Origin of the sequence: Psychrobacter sp. UBA6739 (assembly GCF_002453835.1) — a bacterium.
Taxonomy (GTDB): Bacteria; Pseudomonadota; Gammaproteobacteria; order Pseudomonadales; family Moraxellaceae; genus Psychrobacter; species Psychrobacter immobilis_A.
This window is the reverse complement of the sequence record NZ_DKHR01000018.1, coordinates 155031-172169: the sequence shown is the minus strand read 5'-3', so window position 1 is coordinate 172169 and position 17139 is coordinate 155031. Positions and strand designations below refer to the sequence as shown.

Genomic DNA, 17139 nt, shown 5'->3' with positions numbered 1-17139 from the left:
ATATTCATACCTTCAGCGATACTTAATTGGGCAAGCTCACTCTTTGGAATCAGTTCGCCATCGACTTCTACTGCATAACGACCTTGGCTAAGACCAAGCTCATTGATGACCAATTGCACGGTCTGATGGGTAGTCTGTAGTTTCTTACCATTAACGATAATGGTACTCATAAAATATACTCCTTAATGATTTTTTATCCTTTTGTGCGTACTAAGGCGTGTCCTCATTTTTATCTCCATTTTCAAAATGAGGACATGCTCTAAAATTTAATTTACTTATTTAACTGGCTATTTTGCGACCAATTTGTTCATCTTAAATGATGACACTGCTAGCCATAGCCAACCTGCAATCATTAGTACACCACCGATAGGCGTGATCGCGCCAAACCAAAGTGGTGCGCCAAGTGTCATTGCATATAAGCTACCAGCAAATATTATAATGCCAATTTGTAGTAGCCATGCAGTGATTTGAGTGGCATATTTCAGGCGAATCAACAGACCAACCAGTAATAAACCCAGCGCATGTATAAATAAATACAGTGTTGCAGTGTGCCACCATTCGAGTTGTTGAGCACTGGCGATGTTTTTTAAGCCATGCGCTCCAAACGCTCCTAAAGCGATAGCAATGGCCATATTGATCGCCGCAATGCCTATCCAATTTAACATGACAAACTCGTATTATCTAAAAACTACCGCTGGTGAAAGACAGGCACTACTGATAGGTAATTGCTACTGAATATCGTCTGGCAAAATAACGCTATCAATGGTCATTGCCTCGCGGATTTTGTCCATGGCATTTTTTTCGATTTGGCGTACGCGTTCTGCTGAGATAGAGTAGACGGCTGCCAATTCGTGTAAGGTTGATTTTTGCTCAGAGAGCCAGCGCTGCTCGACGATATCGCGTGAGCGCTCATCAAGGGTATCCATTGCCGCGATCAATGCAGATGAGTTGCTTTCTTCCCAATCTGCTTCTTCTAACTGCTCGGCAGGATCGATACCATCTTCTAAAAATAGCTGCGGTGCATAACGTCCATCGTCGTCATCGCTAGATTGCGCTTCAAACGAGGCGTCATAAGAGGTAAGCCGAGACTCCATTTCTAACACTTGCTTGCGTGTGACATTCAAGTCTTTGGCAATGGCATCCGCCTCCTCTAGCGTTAGCTGGTTGTTGGTTTTTTTGAGACTACGTAAGTTAAAGAATAGTTTACGATGCGCTTTGGTGGTCGCGACTTTGACAATGCGCCAGTTACGAATCACAAATTCATGGATTTCTGCTTTAATCCAATGCACAGCAAATGACACCAAACGCACACCTTTATTAGGGTCAAAGCGTTTTACAGCTTTCATTAGTCCCAGATTGCCCTCTTGGATTAAGTCTGCTTGCGGCAAACCATAACCCGAGTAGCTGCGGGCAATATGAATCACAAAACGCAGGTGCGACATCACGAGCAGACGCGCCGCTTCTACATCGCCTTCATCATAATAACGATGCGCCAGCTCTTGCTCTTGGATTGGTGTCAAAATTGGGATTTGGTGCACCGTGTTGATATAAGCGCCCAAATTGACCCCAGGCGCTGACAAATGAGTCGGCATCGCTGGCACTAAGTCACGGGTGCTAGTATCGCCTAAGGCGCTAGCATCATAAGGTGGACGTTGGGCGGCAGCTTTTAATGCGGCATCACGTGCTTCGTTTTTTATAGGAGCTGCCTCATCTTTTTTATTCGTTTTTGCCGTATCAATAGAATTATTAGCCATATTCTTGACCTTGATTAAATAGTGACGCAAATAGTCAGATAAAAATCTTTATAGTTGTAATTGTAAAGGATAGCGACACTTAGTTGCTATCAGTTTTAGTAATGATGAAGTGATATATTGTATCGAAACGCTGTGCTGATAAGCTATCCGCTGATGGCTGATCCGTCATGCTACTAACGATTAATCGCAGTTGACTTGCGGCATTTGTTTGCTGGCTTTGTTGACAAAAAGCGGTGATATCAGCCTGTGAGTTGGCATCAGTTGCGACCACATATAATGAACCGCCAGCCGTGACGTCACGTAATGCCACTTTGGTTTTTAACAGCGGCATTGGACAAGCAAGTCCGCGACCATCGACGAAACGTTGGACATGAATGGGCTGCGTTTCATTCGCCTCATGATCTGTAGTGACAGTATGTGCTGGTAACAAGTCTAACAGGTTGTTGATGTCTTGCTGCTCAGTATCAGACAAATCTGCTGATAAGTTTATAGAATAAGGCGAATATACGGTGGTTGACTGACGATCAGCAGACATAAAATAAACCTTATAAATATTTTGGTTTGTACTAGATTGTATTGAATATTCGCAAACACGCAATGACAGTGCCTATAATTCATAAAAGACACTCGGCAGTGACCAGATCCTATAGTCATGAAATGCCATTATACCAAATAGCCGATATGTAGTTGAAGTTGAATATAATCAACGTCACATTCAGTTCATTAGAATCACATATAGTCTGTCAAGATAATTTAGATAGAAGGAAGGCTAGCAAAAGTACTAAAAATAGTAGACTGCGCGCGCCTGACACCACATCCATTCTATAGGGGATTGACTAAAGCCATGTTGCACAATAGTGACGGACAGCTAAGTTATTGGTAGTCGAATGCAGACTAGAATTGACCTTATATCAGCAAGCTCGTATAGTCAAAAAATCAGTCGAAAAAACCTTACTTCAAAAATATCTTATTTCAAAAACACCTTACTTCAAAAACAGTATCATTACTCACTTGCATAGGATACGCACTTGAACCATTTTAATAGACAATCGATACTTGGTAATGCGCCCATGACTCAGGGAAAAAAATGTAAAAGTGCTGCGCGTTCGATGGCATTATCGAGCGCTATTAAATTGGCATTGTCGGCGGTACTAATGACGATGACCACTGCTGCCATGAGTGAGGATAGTCTTAATAATGCTAATACGAGCAGCAAAGCGATGGCATCCAATTATAATTCATGGCAAACCACCGGCTCAGAAGAGCTAAATCTGCCCAATTTGCGCGGACAAGGCTTGAGCTTCGCTGAGCAATATCAAAACAAATTGCTCGGCGAATGGTCGTTACGGAACGTCAATGGTCGTATCAAAATGGAGCATGATCCTTGGATTCAAGAAACGGTTAAAGACATGACTTGGCGTCTCAATGCGCAAGCAAGGCAGCAAGCGCCGATGGGTTTGGTTATCATTGATAACCCAAGTATCAATGCCTTTGCAGCACCAGGCGGGGTCATTGGACTTAATACAGGGACGATTCTGGCCGCTAGCAGTATGGATGAGCTTGCCAGTGTGGTGGCGCATGAAGTTGCTCACATCAGCCAGCGCCATTATGAAAGTGGTGCTGATGAGCGCAAAAAGGCTTTGCTGATGCAGATAGGCGGTATGCTGGCAGCGATTGCAGCATCGGCGGTCGATGGTGATGCCGCGGCGGCAGTGATGATGGGCAGCCAAACGGCGACGATGAACAGCACGATGGCATTTAGTCGAAATAATGAGCGCGAGGCCGATCGGGTGGGGATGCAAATCATGACCCAAGCAGGCTACGACCCAAGGGCGATGCCGCGATTCTTTGCCACGATGAACCAACGCAGCCAGCTCAACCAAATTGAAAATCGATTTTTACCAAGCTTTGTACGCTCGCATCCACTCAGTAACGAGCGCTTAAGTGAAGCGCAAAGTCGTGCCCAGCATTATCCCTCATTGTCACTAAATCAGCAGCAGCGCCATCAGGCTTTATTTGATCTGCTCTACTGGCGTGTCCAAAGTACGGGTAAACATGCCTCAGAGACAGTGCTAATGACGGCTGCTAAAAATAGCGTAGGTGCCAAATTGGCTTTGATGAACTGGTATGGCGAACAACAACGCTTCACAGAGGCAAGCGATTTACTGGCTGAAATCAATCGACTGCCGCTTACGCAGCGCCAAAATATAGAGCCTTTACTATCAATTACTCATAGCCAAATTCTAACGGAGCAGAATAAATGGTCACAAGCGGCGGACGTATTAGCCAGCCAGCAGCGTGTTTATCCTGAGCGTCGTGATCTGCGTCTTTATTTGGCAGAAGCGCTCACCAATAGCAATCAGCCAATCAAAGCCCAAGCACTACTCAAGCCACTGACCGAGCAGCAGCCAAGCGACCGTTATGCTTGGCAAAGTCTGCAACTGGCCAATGAAAAACTGGCAAAAACGACCGACTCTGCGTCCCTGAAAAATATTGCCACCATTAACGCGCTACGCTATCGCAGTCATGACCAACTATGGAGTAGTCGTTACGAGAGTGCATTGACGTCACTCACCCAAGCCAAACAACTGGCGGAAAAACTACAAACCACGGCTCAAGCCAGTAGCGCCCGTCCATTGCTTGCCAATATCAATGCAGAAATCAAAGCAGTAAAAACCGCCAAAGACTTTGAGCCTTAGGCGGTTATTTTTACGCTGTCGTCATTAGCTTTTGATGACACTAATTACTAGCCTTGCAGCGCATCTTTCACCAGCTTAGAGATGAGCGCAGGGTCTGCGCGTCCTGCGGTTTTGTTCTTTAATACACCCATCACACTGCCCATGTCACGCATAGATGTCGCGCCTTGTGTAGCGATTTCCGCATTGACCAAAGCCGCAAGTTCAGCATCATCCATTTGTTTTGGCATAAACTCATTGATAATATCAATCTCAAACTGCTCTTTGGTTGCCAGATCATCACGATTATTTTCGGTAAAAATAGTCAATGACTCATGGCGTTGTTTTAGCTGCTTTTGCAGTATATCTAAGACTTGCGCATCATCAAGCTCTATTTGACGGTCAATCTCAATTTGCTTGATAACCGCTTGCACGTTACGTAGTACTTTGACACGCTCAAGCTCACGCGCTTTCATAGACACTTTGACATTGTCTGATAAAGTCTGTTTAAGTTGGCTCATTGTTATTATCCTTATTTGTTAAGAGGTATTTATTCAAATTTTTAAGCAATAATAATAAAAATTGTAGCATAAAAAACGCCACTGATATCAATGGATAACAGTGGCGTTAATGTAGCACTTGTACTTAATTAATCGAATTATCGATTAGTACATACGAGTGGTACGAATAGTTTCGCGTTGTAATTTTTTCTTATAACGCTTTACGGCAGCAGCTTTTTTACGCTTACGTACTTGCGTTGGTTTTTCATAAAACTCACGCTTACGTACGTCTGATAATACGCCAGCTTTTTCGCAAGCACGCTTGAAACGACGGATAGCGATGTCAACTGGTTCGTTTTCTTTAACCTTAACTGCAGGCATGAAGACTCCTCGATTAGGATGAGATATAAGGGCATTAGTTTGGCTGTGTATTAGTATTTAGCCGTAATATCTCAAGATTACAGGCATCAGCTCAAACTAGGATAATCTTGCGCATGAGCACAAGGGCAAGCATTTTAATAAAAAATGTCAGTTAAGTCAATGATTTTAGCACATTAATCCATATTTATCATTAAGTTGCAAGGGGCAATACGCAGAGACAATTCTAAGAGCAGTTAGAGCGCAGGTTTTTGCTCCAGCTTTAATGAAACTATAAATGCAAAGTATAAAATTACTATGAATAAAAACCCTACTGTCTATAACGGTTTGGTTGGAGTTTATGCTATGATAATTTGCATATAATAGTCAGTATATTAACCATTTTATGTGTATTTTATTGAGGATGTTGGAATGAAAAAAACAGGACTAAATACAGCGCTAAGTACCGCATTTATCATTGCTCTTGGCTTTGGCATTAGCGCTTGTAGTGGTGAGAAAGAAGGCGAATCACACGAAGTATTGGCAAAAGATCGCGTTGATGAAGCCGCTGAGCTGGCTCGCAAAAACGCGCCTGAAGCTGAAAAAATGGAGTTCCCAGAAACGGCTCCAGCGCCAGTAACTGAAGCTGATGGCACCGTAGATGGTGCTGCAACTACTGAAGCAGGGACGAATGCTACTGATATGACAGATGCAACGGATAGCGATGTTGCTGTCGCTGACAGTGCAGATATGCCAGCTAGTAGTGCAGATGTGCCAGCTGCTGATACGGCGGCAACGCCTACTGCTGACGCTGAACCAGCTACGAACTAATCACGGTTTGTGTGTTGATATGTTTTGAATTTATGCGCTGTCATAAACAGTCGCTAACATGAAATATCGAATAGAGGTGTGATCATGATAAGTAAACAGCAGCGTATGAATAAACTGGTCTTATCTGCCATTAGTTTAAGTGCGCTATTAGCAATCACTGCTTGTAGTGGTGACAATGCAGCGGTTGAAGAGCCTGCTGTTGTCAATGAATCTGCCGATACAACGGTAGTGGTAGAAGACGCGCCTATAGTCGAACCTGAAGTCGTTACACCTGAACCTGTGGCAGATACCGAGACGACGGTCATTGAAGATGAGCCAGTGCAGGAAATCTCTGCGGAGCCAGAAGTGTTGGCTGCCGATGCAGGCGCCAAGCTTTATGAGACCAACTGTAAGGTTTGTCATGAAGGAGGGCTGCTGAACGCGCCGAAATATGGTGATAAAGCCGCGTGGGAGCCGCGTCTGGCTAAAGGCATAGAGACGCTGCACATGCATTCGGCAAAAGGCTTTAATAAGATGCCAGCCCAAGCCACCGATAAGGTCAGTGAAGCCCAAGTTTACGCAGCTGTAGATTACATGATTGAAGCAGTTAGCTGATCCGGTATATTAAGAGATATTGACCATTGAAATTTGTTAAAATGACCGTCATTGTGACTGACAATGGCGGTTTTTTTATGCACGGTTTTTGGCAGATACTAGGGCGTGTCCTCAATTCAATCGATTAACCTCTAAATAGGCTAAAAATGGCTAAATTTTGCCAAACATTGTCAAATAGCTTATTAATATCTCGATAGTATTTACGCTGCTTTCCTTGTTTGACGGCAATTTATCTCATTTTATCACCATTTTTAAAAAGACGACACGACCTAAAAGATAGCAACGTTGTAAAAAATAATACGCAGACCAAAGTATGATAAAGGCAAAAATATGAAAGTATTGGGTTTAGAGACTTCTTGTGATGAGACAGGTCTGGCGATTTTTGACAGTGAGCAGATGAATAGTGACAATCAAGGGCTGGTTGGACAAGTTCTGTATTCACAAATAGAGCTGCACGCACTGTATGGTGGCGTTGTGCCTGAGCTTGCCAGCCGCGATCATATTCGTAAGTTGGTGCCTTTGCTTAATGAGTTGTTAGAGCAGTGCAATGTAAAGAAAAATGAGATTGATGCCATTGCTTATACTAAGGGACCCGGACTCATTGGAGCTCTGATGACGGGCGCATTATTTGGGCGCAGTTTGGCATATGGTTTGGATATCCCTGCCATTGGTATCCATCATATGGAAGGACATCTGCTCGCACCGCTGATGGGTGCTAATCCACCCGCCTTTCCGTTTGTTTCATTATTGGTCTCAGGTGGTCATACGTTACTCATCGCCGCACGTGGTGTTGGGCAATATGAGATATTGGGTGAGTCAATCGATGATGCAGCAGGTGAATGCTTTGATAAAGCTGCCAAAATGCTAGGTTTGCCCTATCCAGGTGGTCCCAATATTGCCAAATTGGCTGAAACAGGCAACCCAACTGCTTACAGTTTACCAAGACCCATGCTGCATCGCGGATTAGATTTTTCTTTTAGCGGTATGAAAACCGCCGTGCATAACCTTATTAAAGACACCGATGGTTCAGGTGGCTCAGGGAATAATGCGGATAGCGATTCGCAAGTTCGCGCCGATATCGCCGCCAGCTTTCAGCATGCAGTCGTCGATACGCTGGTGAGAAAGTGCGTGAAAGCACTGAAGCAAGTAGAGATGAGTCGATTGGTGATCGCGGGCGGTGTCAGTGCCAACACTCATTTACGTGAAACCTTGGAGAGCGAGCTTGCTAAGATAAATGCCACTGTGCATTATGCGCCGCCTGCATTATGTACTGATAATGGGGCGATGATTGCTTATGCTGGTTATGAGCGCCTGCAGGCAGGGCAGTCTGATGATTTAGCGGTGAGCTGTGTGCCGCGTTGGCCGATGACTGAGCTACCAGCAGTGTAAGACGGCTTTGCTCAATACTATCTCCGTTAACCTTTATTAACCTAAGGATAAACTATGCAGTGGCTTACTATTGGACTAGGGGCTGCCATTGGGGCTTGCCTGCGGGCATGGTTGGCTCGCTTTAATCCGCTGCACCACTGGATACCCCTTGGGACGCTTGGTGCCAATGTATTGGGTGGACTATTAATAGGGTTGGCACTGGTGTGGTTTGAGCGCGTGGGCAGCAGTTTATCGCCCAATGTCCGACTATTTGTGATTACCGGTTTTTTGGGCGGATTGACCACCTTTAGTACTTTTAGTGCAGAAGTTTTTACCTTTATCAACGCTGGTAAATTATTAGCAGGTTTGGGATTGGTTGGGCTACATCTGGGACTGACATTGCTAGCAACGGCTATCGGATTTTACTTTTTTAAGCTGGTTTTATAAGCTTCGATAGATGTCATTCGCATAATGGTCTAATATAAGTGGTTCCCTTATATCAGTCTGTTTTAAGTGGTCTATTAATAGGTTTTCGAGACTTTTTAGCTGGTTCCCTTGGGGTATATTTTTAGTTACCTTCGATCTTGTCCATATTATTAGTCCCAATCACTTCGATATTTGGTTTGGTCGCTATGCGGCAAAAATGGTACAAGTGAATTCCGTGTCGGTTGTCGCCGTATTATTAGTATTATGTATGTTATATAAGTACCATATTATGAAGCCGCATCCCTCTTTTATCATTACAAAACCAAACCCTCATTCACCTATTACCTATATTTAACGAGACATTATCAAACAGGTAATAAGTACGCGCTATTCAGCCACAGTCGTTACTCTTCTTTAACTTTCATAAATCTACGTAACACCATAATCCGTTATCATTTCCTTTGTCGACAGAACGAAGTTTGATCATACTATTTGAGCGTCTTTCTCTCAAAAAAAGATGGATAACAAAAACTAAGATTTATAGCCAGTGTCAATTAAAAAGGAAGTAACGATGAAAATTATTATGTTTAAAAAAATCACCGTAGGCTCAGTATTAGCAATCTCTACCTGCCTAGCCATGGTTGGTCAGGCAAACGCGGCACCTTCTAACCCTACTCACTATGGAATGGATGTAAATGATGGTCCATTGTCTAAACTGAATCTAACCAAAAAACAAAAAAGCCAAATTCAAGCGATTCAAAAATCAAATCATAACAATGGTAAAAACGGTTATAAAAATAACCATGCGGCAATCTCAAAAGTACTGACCGTATCACAGCGTAATCAGTTAGAAAAAATGAGAGCTGGAAATAGAGCAAAACGTGGTCAATAAAATGGTCACAACCAAGGTAAATATAATCAAAATCAGAACCACAACCGTCATCGTTAATTAAAAAAAACAGGTTTGGCTTAAAATATTGTTTTATCAGCATTATGATGAGCAATGGTATATATAAAGGATCGCGCTCATGAAGAATAATTTGGTTCGTATAAAATCCCAAGTATTATTTAGCTTAACATTACTTATTTTAGCCATGGTGCCCGTCACCTCTACTTTTGCCATCCTGCCCATGGCATCGGAAATTTTTCAATCTGAGTCATCTTTCACTGCGTTTAATGATGAAAAAATCCTAACGGCTGATGATATTTTTTATACCGAAAATAGTATAACAATTGAAAATCATAGGATTATTGCTTCCAGTGAGAGAGCAACATCCTCAAATTCCATTAATGAGTATAAACATAAATCTGACCTTAAAAAGCAGTCAAATTTTATGAAGTATGATTGAGTTTGTAGAATAGTCGCAAGCGGTAATCTCCCACGATAAATAAGAACACTTATAAAAGGTGTCCCTATCGCTGACTTGTGTTAATGCTTAAACGAAATTCCGCACACTCTTTATAATAAGTACTTTATTGTAGATACAGCCTTAAACTGTTCAGAAAGTACACTGCCACTATTTAGATAACTAAATTCGTTACCATCATTAGCCTACAGCCAAAGGTTCAAGTCCTCACTAGGGTACCGTTATTTACCATAACGCTCGTCATAGCGTAAGAGAGCGGATGATATTTCTCAACTGGAATAATTTAGTAGATAGTGAAATACTACACCGGCTTCACAATACCTTCTAATAAATTCGCAAAACCTTGCATATAAGCGGTATCTTGGCTTGATGTGCGCGTCGCTGCATATAGCTGACAATGCACACCCGTACCCAATGGACGCGAGACGACCCAGCCTTTTTTCTCATATTCAGCAACCACCCAATCAGGTAACGCCGCCACACCGCGTTCACTGGCCACCAATTGAATCAGCATCGCCGTCAACTCTGTGGTACGAATGCTATCAAAGCTTACCTGCGCAGGGGTCATAAAATTGGCAATAATATCGAGGCGCTTGGCTTCCACTGGATACGCAATCAGGGTTTCATTGGTTAAATTATCTGGCTCAATAAATTTCTGCGCCGCCAAATCATGCGTTGGCGATAGCACCAAGCGACTTTCATACTCAAATAACGGCTGATAGCTGATACCGTCTATCGGTAAATCGCTGGTGGTAATGAGTAAATCGATATCACCTTCCATCAATAAGTGGTGCGGCTCTGGCTCAAAACCAGTCGCAAAATCTAGCTCTACATCCGACCATTCGCGGCGGTAATGATTGAGTATCGGCATTAACCAATCGAAGCAACTGTGACATTCAGAGGCTAGCCGTAATCTACCCGCTTGACCGTGAGCTAAGCGCTTAAGGTTGGATTTGGTACGGGTGACTTGTGGCATGATGCTATCTGCCAATGCCAATACCGTCTTGCCAGCTGGCGTAAAAGTCAGCGGGCGTGTTCGGCGATTGACCAAGCTGATATCGTAATAGTTTTCCAGCTCTTTTAGCTGATGCGAGACCGCAGACGCCGTGACGTGCAGTTCATCGGCAGCCGCAGCGAGTGAACCATGCGCTCGCAGCGCGGTTAGGGTATTGAGATGACGAAGCTCTAACATAAGACAACCTAACCGCTAAAGTGAGAAAAATTCATTATAATAGATATAGCACTGATTTTCATTCAAAGTCTGATTTTTAATCAGCAATGCTAAATGAGCAATGGCAAACTAGCGTCGACGTAATAATAGCTGCGAAATAATCACCAATATCAGCGAGGCAACCAGTAAAATTGTCCCAATGGCATTGACCTCTGGTTTGAGTCCTACTCGTACCATCGAATAAATCCGCAGCGGTAAAATCTCATAACTGGGCCCCGTGACAAAGGTAGAAACCACCACATCATCGAGTGATAAGGTAAAGGCGAGCAACCAACCTGCCATCACTGCGGGCAGAATGACAGGAATGAGCACGGTACGCACCATCGTTGATTCACTAGCGCCCAAATCGCGTGCGGCTTCCATCAAGCGTTCATCCAGACTGCTCAATCGTGCAAACACCGTGATGACTACAAACGGTAAGCAAAAAGTAATGTGCGCGAGTAACAGCGAGACGAACCCTAATTGCAACCCTATTAATAAGAATAATGCCAATAATGAAATAGCGAGTACAATTTCAGGCGACATCATTAATACAAATAACAGCCCATTTAGTAAGCCTTTACCGCGAAAGTTATAGCGATGTAGCGCGAGAGCAGTTAGCGTTCCTATCAAAGTTGAGACGGTGGCTGCGACCAATCCCAATACAATAGAATGCCAAAAAGCATCGAGCATCGCTTGGTTATTCAGCAGCGACTCATACCACTTTAAGCTAAAGCCGCCCCAGTTATAGCCGACTTTTGACTTATTAAAGGACATGACGACTAAGACGATAATTGGCAAATACAGCATAGTATAAATGAGACCAAGATAGCCTTTAGCCGCGATACTGCCAATCTTAATAGACGATCTTTTTTTAGTTGCCGAGCTATTCAGTTGATGATTCAGTGAACTATCAGACATTAGGCCACCTCATTAAAGTCGGTCTTGCCAATGCGGCGACTACTGGCACGGTAGGCGAGTAATAATACTGCCATTGCTAGTGTTAATAACACGCTGGCAGCTGCGCCAAATGGCCAGTCACGCGCATCCAAGAACTGGTTTTTGATGATATTGCCGACCAATAAATTGCGTGAACCACCCAAAATATCTGCCACATAAAACATACCCATTGCAGGCAGCAGCACCAATAATACCCCTGAGATAATGCCAGGCGTCGTCAATGGCAATATGATATGCCAAAAAGTCTGAGTCTTTGATGCGCCCAAATCCTGTGAAGCGAGTAGCATGTCATGGCGCAAATCGGTAAATACTGCGTATAACGGCAACACCATAAATGGGAACAATAAATATGTCAAACCAGCAATCACCGCCACTTGCGTGTATAAAATATCGATAGGAGTATCGATGATACCGATTGCCAGCAGTGATTTATTGATCAAACCATTATTGGCAAATAGCAGTTTAAGCGCATACGTCCGCACCAAAGAGTTGGTCCAAAATGGTAGGATTAACAGCATCATGAGTAGTGGCTGCCAACGCGTTTTGGCCTTGGCTATCAGCCAAGCAAAAGGGTAGCCAAGTAACAAGCAGATAATGGTTGTGATACCTGCCATCCATAACGAATGAATAAATACGCCAAAATATAGCGGATCAATCATGCGTATATAGCTGTCGATGCTGACAGGCAAGCTAATAAAAGCACTGCTATCGCGGCTCAAAAAACTGACAGCGATGACTAAGATATTTGGTAATAGCGCAAATATTAATAACCAACCCCAAATCAGCCAGAGCGTTACGGTACGAAAAGGACTTTTGCTGCCTAAGCTATGACCTGCCATCAGCTAATATCCTTTTGAGCAGCTAAACTGGCAGCTTGATGATTGGCTTCATCATCAAGCGTACCGTCTTCTGGTAGTACCCACTCCCAGCCATCGACCCATGATACTTTGACACCTTCATTTAACTTGTAATCAAAGCTTGGATCATCCTCATCAAAGAATTCAGAAGCCTTAATAATGTGACCGTTTGCTAACTCAATAATCGAATCTAAGGTGCTACCTTTATAGTTGCTTTCAATCACTCGCCCGAGTAAGCCACCATGTTCTTTATCATTGGGGTCATAAATTCGTAAATCTTCAGGGCGTAGCAATAAATTAACGATATCGCCCACTTGTACATCGTTAGCAAAATCAGGACGGCGTAAATTGCGTAAGGTGGTCGGACCGTCTTGCGCTTGTGCTTCACAAACTTCGACTTCGATACGGCCATTGGTCACGCGACCGTCGCGATCTGGTTGGTTAGGATAAACGCCTCTGACTTCCGCTTTAAACAAATTGGTCTCACCGATAAACTTGGCGGTAAATAAATTCGCTGGCGTTTCATAAATCTCAATAGGCGTGCCGATTTGCTGAAAAGTGCCATCTTTCATTACGGCGATACGATCCGACATTGATAGTGCTTCTTCTTGATCGTGGGTGACAAATACAAAAGTGATGCCAAGCTCTCGTTGCAGCCGTTTAAGCTCAGATTGCATTTGCAAACGCAGTTTATGATCGAGCGCAGATAGTGGCTCATCAAGTAGCAACAGTTTAGGACGATTGATGACGGCTCGTGCAATGGCGACACGCTGCTGCTGACCACCAGACAAGTCTTGTGGTCTGCGATTGGCTAAATGCTCCAGCTGTACCATGGCGAGCATCTCGCGCACGCGGGTTTGGATCTCATCTTTGGGTACTTTTTTGAGCTTAAGCCCGTAAGCAACGTTTTGCGCGACACTCATATGTGGAAACAAGGCGTACTGCTGAAATACTGTGTTCACGGGACGTTTATCCGCTGGCAAGCCTGCCATCTGTACGCCGTCTAGATAAATTGCCCCAGCGTTTGGCTGCTCAAAACCAGCGATTAGGCGCAGTAAGGTTGTTTTACCGCAGCCTGATGGACCAAGCAGCGTCAAAAATTCACCGTGCTTGATATCAAGATTGATGTCTTTTAATACTTCAGTTTGATCATAGGTTTTTTTTAGACCAGTCAGTTGCAGTAGTACTTTGTCATCTTGAGGTGATGCAGAGGCTCTGTGCATATTTGGCGGTGAATTGGTCATAATATTTATTCCTACGTGTCCGACATCGCAGTACAGCTATTTATTTAGGACACTGTGGTCAAGGTGATTTGATATGGATATAAGCGATGGGTGTAAACCCGATTTGGTCGCCGCGTATTATAACAAACCCTTGATATAAATCAGTGCAAGTTCGTTATAAGTTCTGCGAGCAACACGGTTACGCTGTCAATGGCTGTTGATGCTTGATAGTTTGGTGTTGTCTGTTTGATGCTCGGTTTTGGCTAACGCATTTCTGTTTTTCAGTTTCACTTCCAACTTTATAATTCTGTATGATTGGCAATAACTGCCATTCTATGACGATATTTAAACAAAATTTTTTATCATTTTTTGGTTTTTATTCCTATACAATCACGGTATGGCAGACAAACATAATGTGCCTGATAGGTTAGTAGCCATTCGCAAATCTATGTTTGAATACATGTGTGGAAAGCTGTTTATAACGCTAATATTATTAATGATAAAGGATGTCTTATGCCTAACGATACACGCCCGAAAACTGGTCAAGAAGCTCTTGCGCTTTTAAAAGAAGGCAATATGCGCTACATAGATAGTTTGACCACCACTGACCCAACAATGCAAAGACGACCTGAATTGGTTAAAGATCAAGATCCATTGGCCATTATTTTGGGTTGCTCGGATGCACGAGTACCAGTTGAGATTGTATTTGATCAAGGCTTGGGTGATTTGTTCGTTATTCGAGTCGCGGGTAATGTCGTCGCGCCTTCACAGATTGGCTCGATTGAATTTGCGGCCGAAAAGTTCGGTACAAAATTGGTGGTCGTGCTTGGGCACTCACATTGCGGCGCTGTCACGGCTTGTGTTGAGACACTGATCAATCCTGAGAAAAACTATTCACCCAACTTGCAGTCGATTGTCGATCGCATTCGCCCAAGCGTTTATAACTTGCATGAGCTTGCCACTGCCAATGGTCAAGATGTCGATGCCGACGAGTTGGTCGATCGCTCTATCCGCGCCAACGTCCGTATGTCAGTTAGCCAGCTCAAACATGGCTCGCGGGCATTAGAGGACTTAACCAATAGCGGTCAATTGCTGGTCGTGGGTGCAGAGTATGATTTGGAGACAGGAAAAGTACGTTTCTTAGACAGCTAATTAATAGGTTAAATGGGTAGCACCCAGTGTGCGCTCTTACAAAATCCACTCAATGCTTTCGCGATTTTTTATTATGATAAAAGGGTCAAGCGCGTAAAAAATATTCACGCGCTTGCTTTTAAACTCTCTATTTTGTCAATATTAGGATGACTATGTCTATAGCAAATACTGGCTCAGCCACTGATAATAATAACGAATCACTTATCGCTCAACCAACGAGCAGCGTCAATACCGATGGTGTGCAGCCTATCTCAGCACAGACGACAGGTTTTACTTTTAACCACACCATGCTACGTGTCAAAGATCCTGCCAAGTCGTTGGCGTTTTATACCGGTGTCCTTGGTATGACTTTGCTGGCGGTAAAAAAATTCCCTGACATGGGTTTTGATTTATATTTTTTAGCCAAGTTAACTGAAAGCGAGCGCGACAATTTGCCCGCGGGTGATGATTTGGAAATCTTTGCCTTCCGTCAACGCGGCATCTTAGAATTGACCCATAATTATGGTACCGAAACGAAAGCTGACTTTAGTTACCATGATGGTAATGGTGAGCCACAAGGCTTTGGACATATCTGTTTTAGCGTACCTAGTCTCGATGAAGCGGTTGCTTGGTTTGATAAAAATAATGTCGAATTCAAAAAACGTCCAGAAGATGGCAGCATGAAAAACATTGCCTTTATCAAAGATGTTGATGGCTACTGGATTGAAATTGTACAAGCAGATTTAATGGGCTAGCTTGACAGGCTGGTACGTCAATACGTCAGTTAATCTAGGACATACCCCAGTCAAACAATCAATTAATCGAGTGAATGGAAGCATAAAGCCAACCAACCAAAGGAGTGACGTCTAGATGCCTACCTCTGAGGCAGAAACGACAGTAAATACCAATATAGCGGCTGAACCAGTAACGACGGATGTACTGACATATCAAAGCATCATTGATTCAGCAAATGAGATAGTGGTTGGCTTTGTTGAACGCATTCCCTATTTTATCGCATCAATTATTGTTATTCTGATTTTTTGGTTTCTATCGATTGTCTTCAAAAAAGTGGTATACAAACTTTTAGGCAGTCGCAGTCGGCATCAGAACTTGGTTAAAGTGTTTCAGCGAGTAGGCGGCGCACTCATCATTTTTATCGGTTTTATGATTGCTATGGTGATTGCCGTGCCCGGATTTACCCCTGCTAAGCTGATTGGTGCACTCGGTATTGGTTCCGTCGCTATTGGTTTTGCCTTTAAAGATATTTTTCAAAACTTGCTCTCTGGTATTTTGCTGCTAATCTCAGAGCCGTTTCGCATCGGTGATCAGATTGTCTCAGGCGACTATGAAGGGACGGTTGAGGATATTAAGATACGCGCCACGACTATCAAGACGTATGACGGTCGGCAAGTGGTTATTCCCAATTCTGATTTGTATACCTCAGCATTGACTGTCAATACCGCCTATAAGCAGCGCCGTTTGCAAGTGGCTGTTGGTATTGGCTATGAAGATGATATCGAAGCAGCAAAAGCTGAGATTCTGCAAGCGTTAGATAAAGTCGAAAGCGTATCGAAGAAAGCGCAGCCAAGTGTGATTGCTACGGGTTTTGGTGATTCAACGATTGATTTGATGGTACGTTGGTTTATCGAAGACGGCACCCAAGCCAACAAAGTGACCTCGATTCATCAAGTGATCGTTGAGATTAAGAGCGCACTCGATGCAGCAGGCGTCAACATTCCATTCCCGATACGCACGATAGATTTGAGTGATCCATCAGTGACATCGATTGTGAATAAATTGCATGAGCAAAAGGCGATCGATGTTAATAACGATGTTAATAAAGCAGCGGCAGAGTAATTTGTTTAGCGCGTTATTTTAAAGAACGG

19 protein-coding genes are annotated in these 17139 nt (G+C 43.5%); 10 read left to right on the top strand and 9 right to left on the bottom strand.

The features are described from left to right. Positions 1 to 287 precede the first annotated feature (287 nt). The 3 genes from B2575_RS04820 to B2575_RS04810 all read right to left on the bottom strand — a co-directional run bounded on the left by B2575_RS04820 (position 288) and on the right by B2575_RS04810 (position 2289). Positions 288 to 665: a DUF423 domain-containing protein gene (locus B2575_RS04820; protein ID WP_296240386.1), complete on the bottom strand. Its 378-nt coding sequence runs from the start codon at positions 663 to 665 to the stop codon at positions 288 to 290. A 63-nt stretch (positions 666 to 728) separates the two neighbouring features. Continuing rightward, positions 729 to 1592 carry an RNA polymerase sigma factor RpoH gene (gene rpoH / locus B2575_RS04815; protein WP_198329691.1) on the bottom strand — a complete coding sequence of 288 codons (864 nt, stop codon included), beginning with the start codon at positions 1590 to 1592 and terminating at the stop codon, positions 729 to 731. A gap of 241 nt (positions 1593 to 1833) precedes the next feature. Beyond that, positions 1834 to 2289, bottom strand: a complete 456-nt coding sequence (locus B2575_RS04810; RefSeq protein WP_193009274.1) for a sulfurtransferase TusA family protein — start codon at positions 2287 to 2289, stop codon at positions 1834 to 1836. Between the two features lie 493 nt (positions 2290 to 2782). Here B2575_RS04810 and B2575_RS04805 point away from each other — a divergent pair, with 493 nt between their 5' ends. Continuing rightward, entirely contained in the window at positions 2783 to 4453 is a 1671-nt protein-coding gene (locus B2575_RS04805; protein ID WP_296240384.1) for a M48 family metalloprotease, read from the top strand. Between the two features lie 47 nt (positions 4454 to 4500). On the opposite strand, the gene B2575_RS04800 is transcribed toward B2575_RS04805, so the two are convergent. Both B2575_RS04800 and rpsU read right to left on the bottom strand, forming a co-directional pair. After that, complete coding sequence (locus B2575_RS04800; RefSeq protein ID WP_296240383.1) at positions 4501 to 4950, bottom strand: GatB/YqeY domain-containing protein; 450 nt, start codon at positions 4948 to 4950, stop codon at positions 4501 to 4503. A 144-nt stretch (positions 4951 to 5094) separates the two neighbouring features. Beyond that, positions 5095 to 5310 (bottom strand): 30S ribosomal protein S21, encoded by a 216-nt coding sequence (gene rpsU / locus B2575_RS04795; protein WP_010195908.1) that lies wholly within the window; start codon positions 5308 to 5310, stop codon positions 5095 to 5097. A gap of 408 nt (positions 5311 to 5718) precedes the next feature. On the opposite strand from rpsU, the gene B2575_RS04790 reads away from it, so the two are divergent. The 6 genes from B2575_RS04790 to B2575_RS04765 all read left to right on the top strand — a co-directional run bounded on the left by B2575_RS04790 (position 5719) and on the right by B2575_RS04765 (position 9854). Next, positions 5719 to 6117: a hypothetical protein gene (locus B2575_RS04790; RefSeq protein ID WP_296240382.1), complete on the top strand. Its 399-nt coding sequence runs from the start codon at positions 5719 to 5721 to the stop codon at positions 6115 to 6117. An 84-nt stretch (positions 6118 to 6201) separates the two neighbouring features. Then, positions 6202 to 6711, top strand: a complete 510-nt coding sequence (locus tag B2575_RS04785) for a c-type cytochrome (protein WP_296240381.1) — start codon at positions 6202 to 6204, stop codon at positions 6709 to 6711. 330 nt (positions 6712 to 7041) lie between these two features. Then, positions 7042 to 8100, top strand: a complete 1059-nt coding sequence (gene tsaD / locus B2575_RS04780; RefSeq protein WP_296240380.1) for a tRNA (adenosine(37)-N6)-threonylcarbamoyltransferase complex transferase subunit TsaD — start codon at positions 7042 to 7044, stop codon at positions 8098 to 8100. A 54-nt stretch (positions 8101 to 8154) separates the two neighbouring features. After that, on the top strand, positions 8155 to 8526 hold the full coding sequence (locus B2575_RS04775) for a CrcB family protein (protein ID WP_296240379.1): 372 nt from the start codon (positions 8155 to 8157) through the stop codon (positions 8524 to 8526). A gap of 550 nt (positions 8527 to 9076) precedes the next feature. Next, on the top strand, positions 9077 to 9397 hold the full coding sequence (locus B2575_RS04770) for a hypothetical protein (RefSeq protein ID WP_296240378.1): 321 nt from the start codon (positions 9077 to 9079) through the stop codon (positions 9395 to 9397). Positions 9398 to 9533: 136 nt separating this feature from the next. Beyond that, the gene (locus B2575_RS04765; RefSeq protein WP_296240376.1) at positions 9534 to 9854 is read left to right on the top strand and encodes a hypothetical protein; all 321 of its coding nucleotides are present in this window, start codon (positions 9534 to 9536) and stop codon (positions 9852 to 9854) included. Positions 9855 to 10173: 319 nt separating this feature from the next. Here the strand turns inward: B2575_RS04765 and B2575_RS04760 are convergent, their stop codons facing one another. The 4 genes from B2575_RS04760 to potA form a co-directional block, all read right to left on the bottom strand. After that, on the bottom strand, positions 10174 to 11064 hold the full coding sequence (locus tag B2575_RS04760) for a LysR family transcriptional regulator (protein WP_296240375.1): 891 nt from the start codon (positions 11062 to 11064) through the stop codon (positions 10174 to 10176). 108 nt (positions 11065 to 11172) lie between these two features. Continuing rightward, complete coding sequence (gene potC / locus B2575_RS04755; protein WP_201603870.1) at positions 11173 to 12003, bottom strand: spermidine/putrescine ABC transporter permease PotC; 831 nt, start codon at positions 12001 to 12003, stop codon at positions 11173 to 11175. Further along, entirely contained in the window at positions 12003 to 12881 is an 879-nt protein-coding gene (potB, locus tag B2575_RS04750) for a spermidine/putrescine ABC transporter permease PotB (protein WP_296240374.1), read from the bottom strand. The genes potC and potB overlap by 1 nt, the downstream gene beginning before the upstream one ends. Beyond that, complete coding sequence (gene potA, locus B2575_RS04745; protein ID WP_201605919.1) at positions 12881 to 14143, bottom strand: spermidine/putrescine ABC transporter ATP-binding protein PotA; 1263 nt, start codon at positions 14141 to 14143, stop codon at positions 12881 to 12883. The genes potB and potA overlap by 1 nt, the downstream gene beginning before the upstream one ends. A gap of 492 nt (positions 14144 to 14635) precedes the next feature. Between potA and B2575_RS04740 the strand changes: the two genes are divergently transcribed. The 3 genes from B2575_RS04740 to B2575_RS04730 all read left to right on the top strand — a co-directional run bounded on the left by B2575_RS04740 (position 14636) and on the right by B2575_RS04730 (position 17110). Further along, complete coding sequence (locus tag B2575_RS04740; RefSeq protein WP_045443399.1) at positions 14636 to 15274, top strand: carbonic anhydrase; 639 nt, start codon at positions 14636 to 14638, stop codon at positions 15272 to 15274. A gap of 152 nt (positions 15275 to 15426) precedes the next feature. Next, a complete protein-coding gene (gene gloA / locus B2575_RS04735; protein WP_055123520.1) occupies positions 15427 to 16008 on the top strand; it encodes a lactoylglutathione lyase in 582 nt (193 codons plus the stop codon). Between the two features lie 115 nt (positions 16009 to 16123). Further along, the gene (locus tag B2575_RS04730; RefSeq protein ID WP_296240373.1) at positions 16124 to 17110 is read left to right on the top strand and encodes a mechanosensitive ion channel family protein; all 987 of its coding nucleotides are present in this window, start codon (positions 16124 to 16126) and stop codon (positions 17108 to 17110) included. The last annotated feature ends 29 nt before the right edge of the window (positions 17111 to 17139 follow it).

Bases quoted from the DNA above. Each gene is read 5' to 3' on its own strand.
- B2575_RS04820 (WP_296240386.1), bottom strand. From the start codon at position 665: ATGTTAAATTGGATAGGCATTGCGGCGATCAATATGGCCATTGCTATC.
- rpoH (WP_198329691.1), bottom strand. From the start codon at position 1,592: ATGCCGACTCATTTGTCAGCGCCTGGGGTCAATTTGGGCGCTTATATC.
- B2575_RS04810 (WP_193009274.1), bottom strand. From the start codon at position 2,289: ATGTCTGCTGATCGTCAGTCAACCACCGTATATTCGCCTTATTCTATA.
- B2575_RS04800 (WP_296240383.1), bottom strand. From the start codon at position 4,950: ATGAGCCAACTTAAACAGACTTTATCAGACAATGTCAAAGTGTCTATG.
- rpsU (WP_010195908.1), bottom strand. From the start codon at position 5,310: ATGCCTGCAGTTAAGGTTAAAGAAAACGAACCAGTTGACATCGCTATC.
- B2575_RS04790 (WP_296240382.1), top strand. From the start codon at position 5,719: ATGAAAAAAACAGGACTAAATACAGCGCTAAGTACCGCATTTATCATT.
- B2575_RS04785 (WP_296240381.1), top strand. From the start codon at position 6,202: ATGATAAGTAAACAGCAGCGTATGAATAAACTGGTCTTATCTGCCATT.
- tsaD (WP_296240380.1), top strand. From the start codon at position 7,042: ATGAAAGTATTGGGTTTAGAGACTTCTTGTGATGAGACAGGTCTGGCG.
- B2575_RS04775 (WP_296240379.1), top strand. From the start codon at position 8,155: ATGCAGTGGCTTACTATTGGACTAGGGGCTGCCATTGGGGCTTGCCTG.
- B2575_RS04770 (WP_296240378.1), top strand. From the start codon at position 9,077: ATGAAAATTATTATGTTTAAAAAAATCACCGTAGGCTCAGTATTAGCA.
- B2575_RS04765 (WP_296240376.1), top strand. From the start codon at position 9,534: ATGAAGAATAATTTGGTTCGTATAAAATCCCAAGTATTATTTAGCTTA.
- B2575_RS04760 (WP_296240375.1), bottom strand. From the start codon at position 11,064: ATGTTAGAGCTTCGTCATCTCAATACCCTAACCGCGCTGCGAGCGCAT.
- potC (WP_201603870.1), bottom strand. From the start codon at position 12,003: ATGTCTGATAGTTCACTGAATCATCAACTGAATAGCTCGGCAACTAAA.
- potB (WP_296240374.1), bottom strand. From the start codon at position 12,881: ATGGCAGGTCATAGCTTAGGCAGCAAAAGTCCTTTTCGTACCGTAACG.
- potA (WP_201605919.1), bottom strand. From the start codon at position 14,143: ATGACCAATTCACCGCCAAATATGCACAGAGCCTCTGCATCACCTCAA.
- B2575_RS04740 (WP_045443399.1), top strand. From the start codon at position 14,636: ATGCCTAACGATACACGCCCGAAAACTGGTCAAGAAGCTCTTGCGCTT.
- gloA (WP_055123520.1), top strand. From the start codon at position 15,427: ATGTCTATAGCAAATACTGGCTCAGCCACTGATAATAATAACGAATCA.
- B2575_RS04730 (WP_296240373.1), top strand. From the start codon at position 16,124: ATGCCTACCTCTGAGGCAGAAACGACAGTAAATACCAATATAGCGGCT.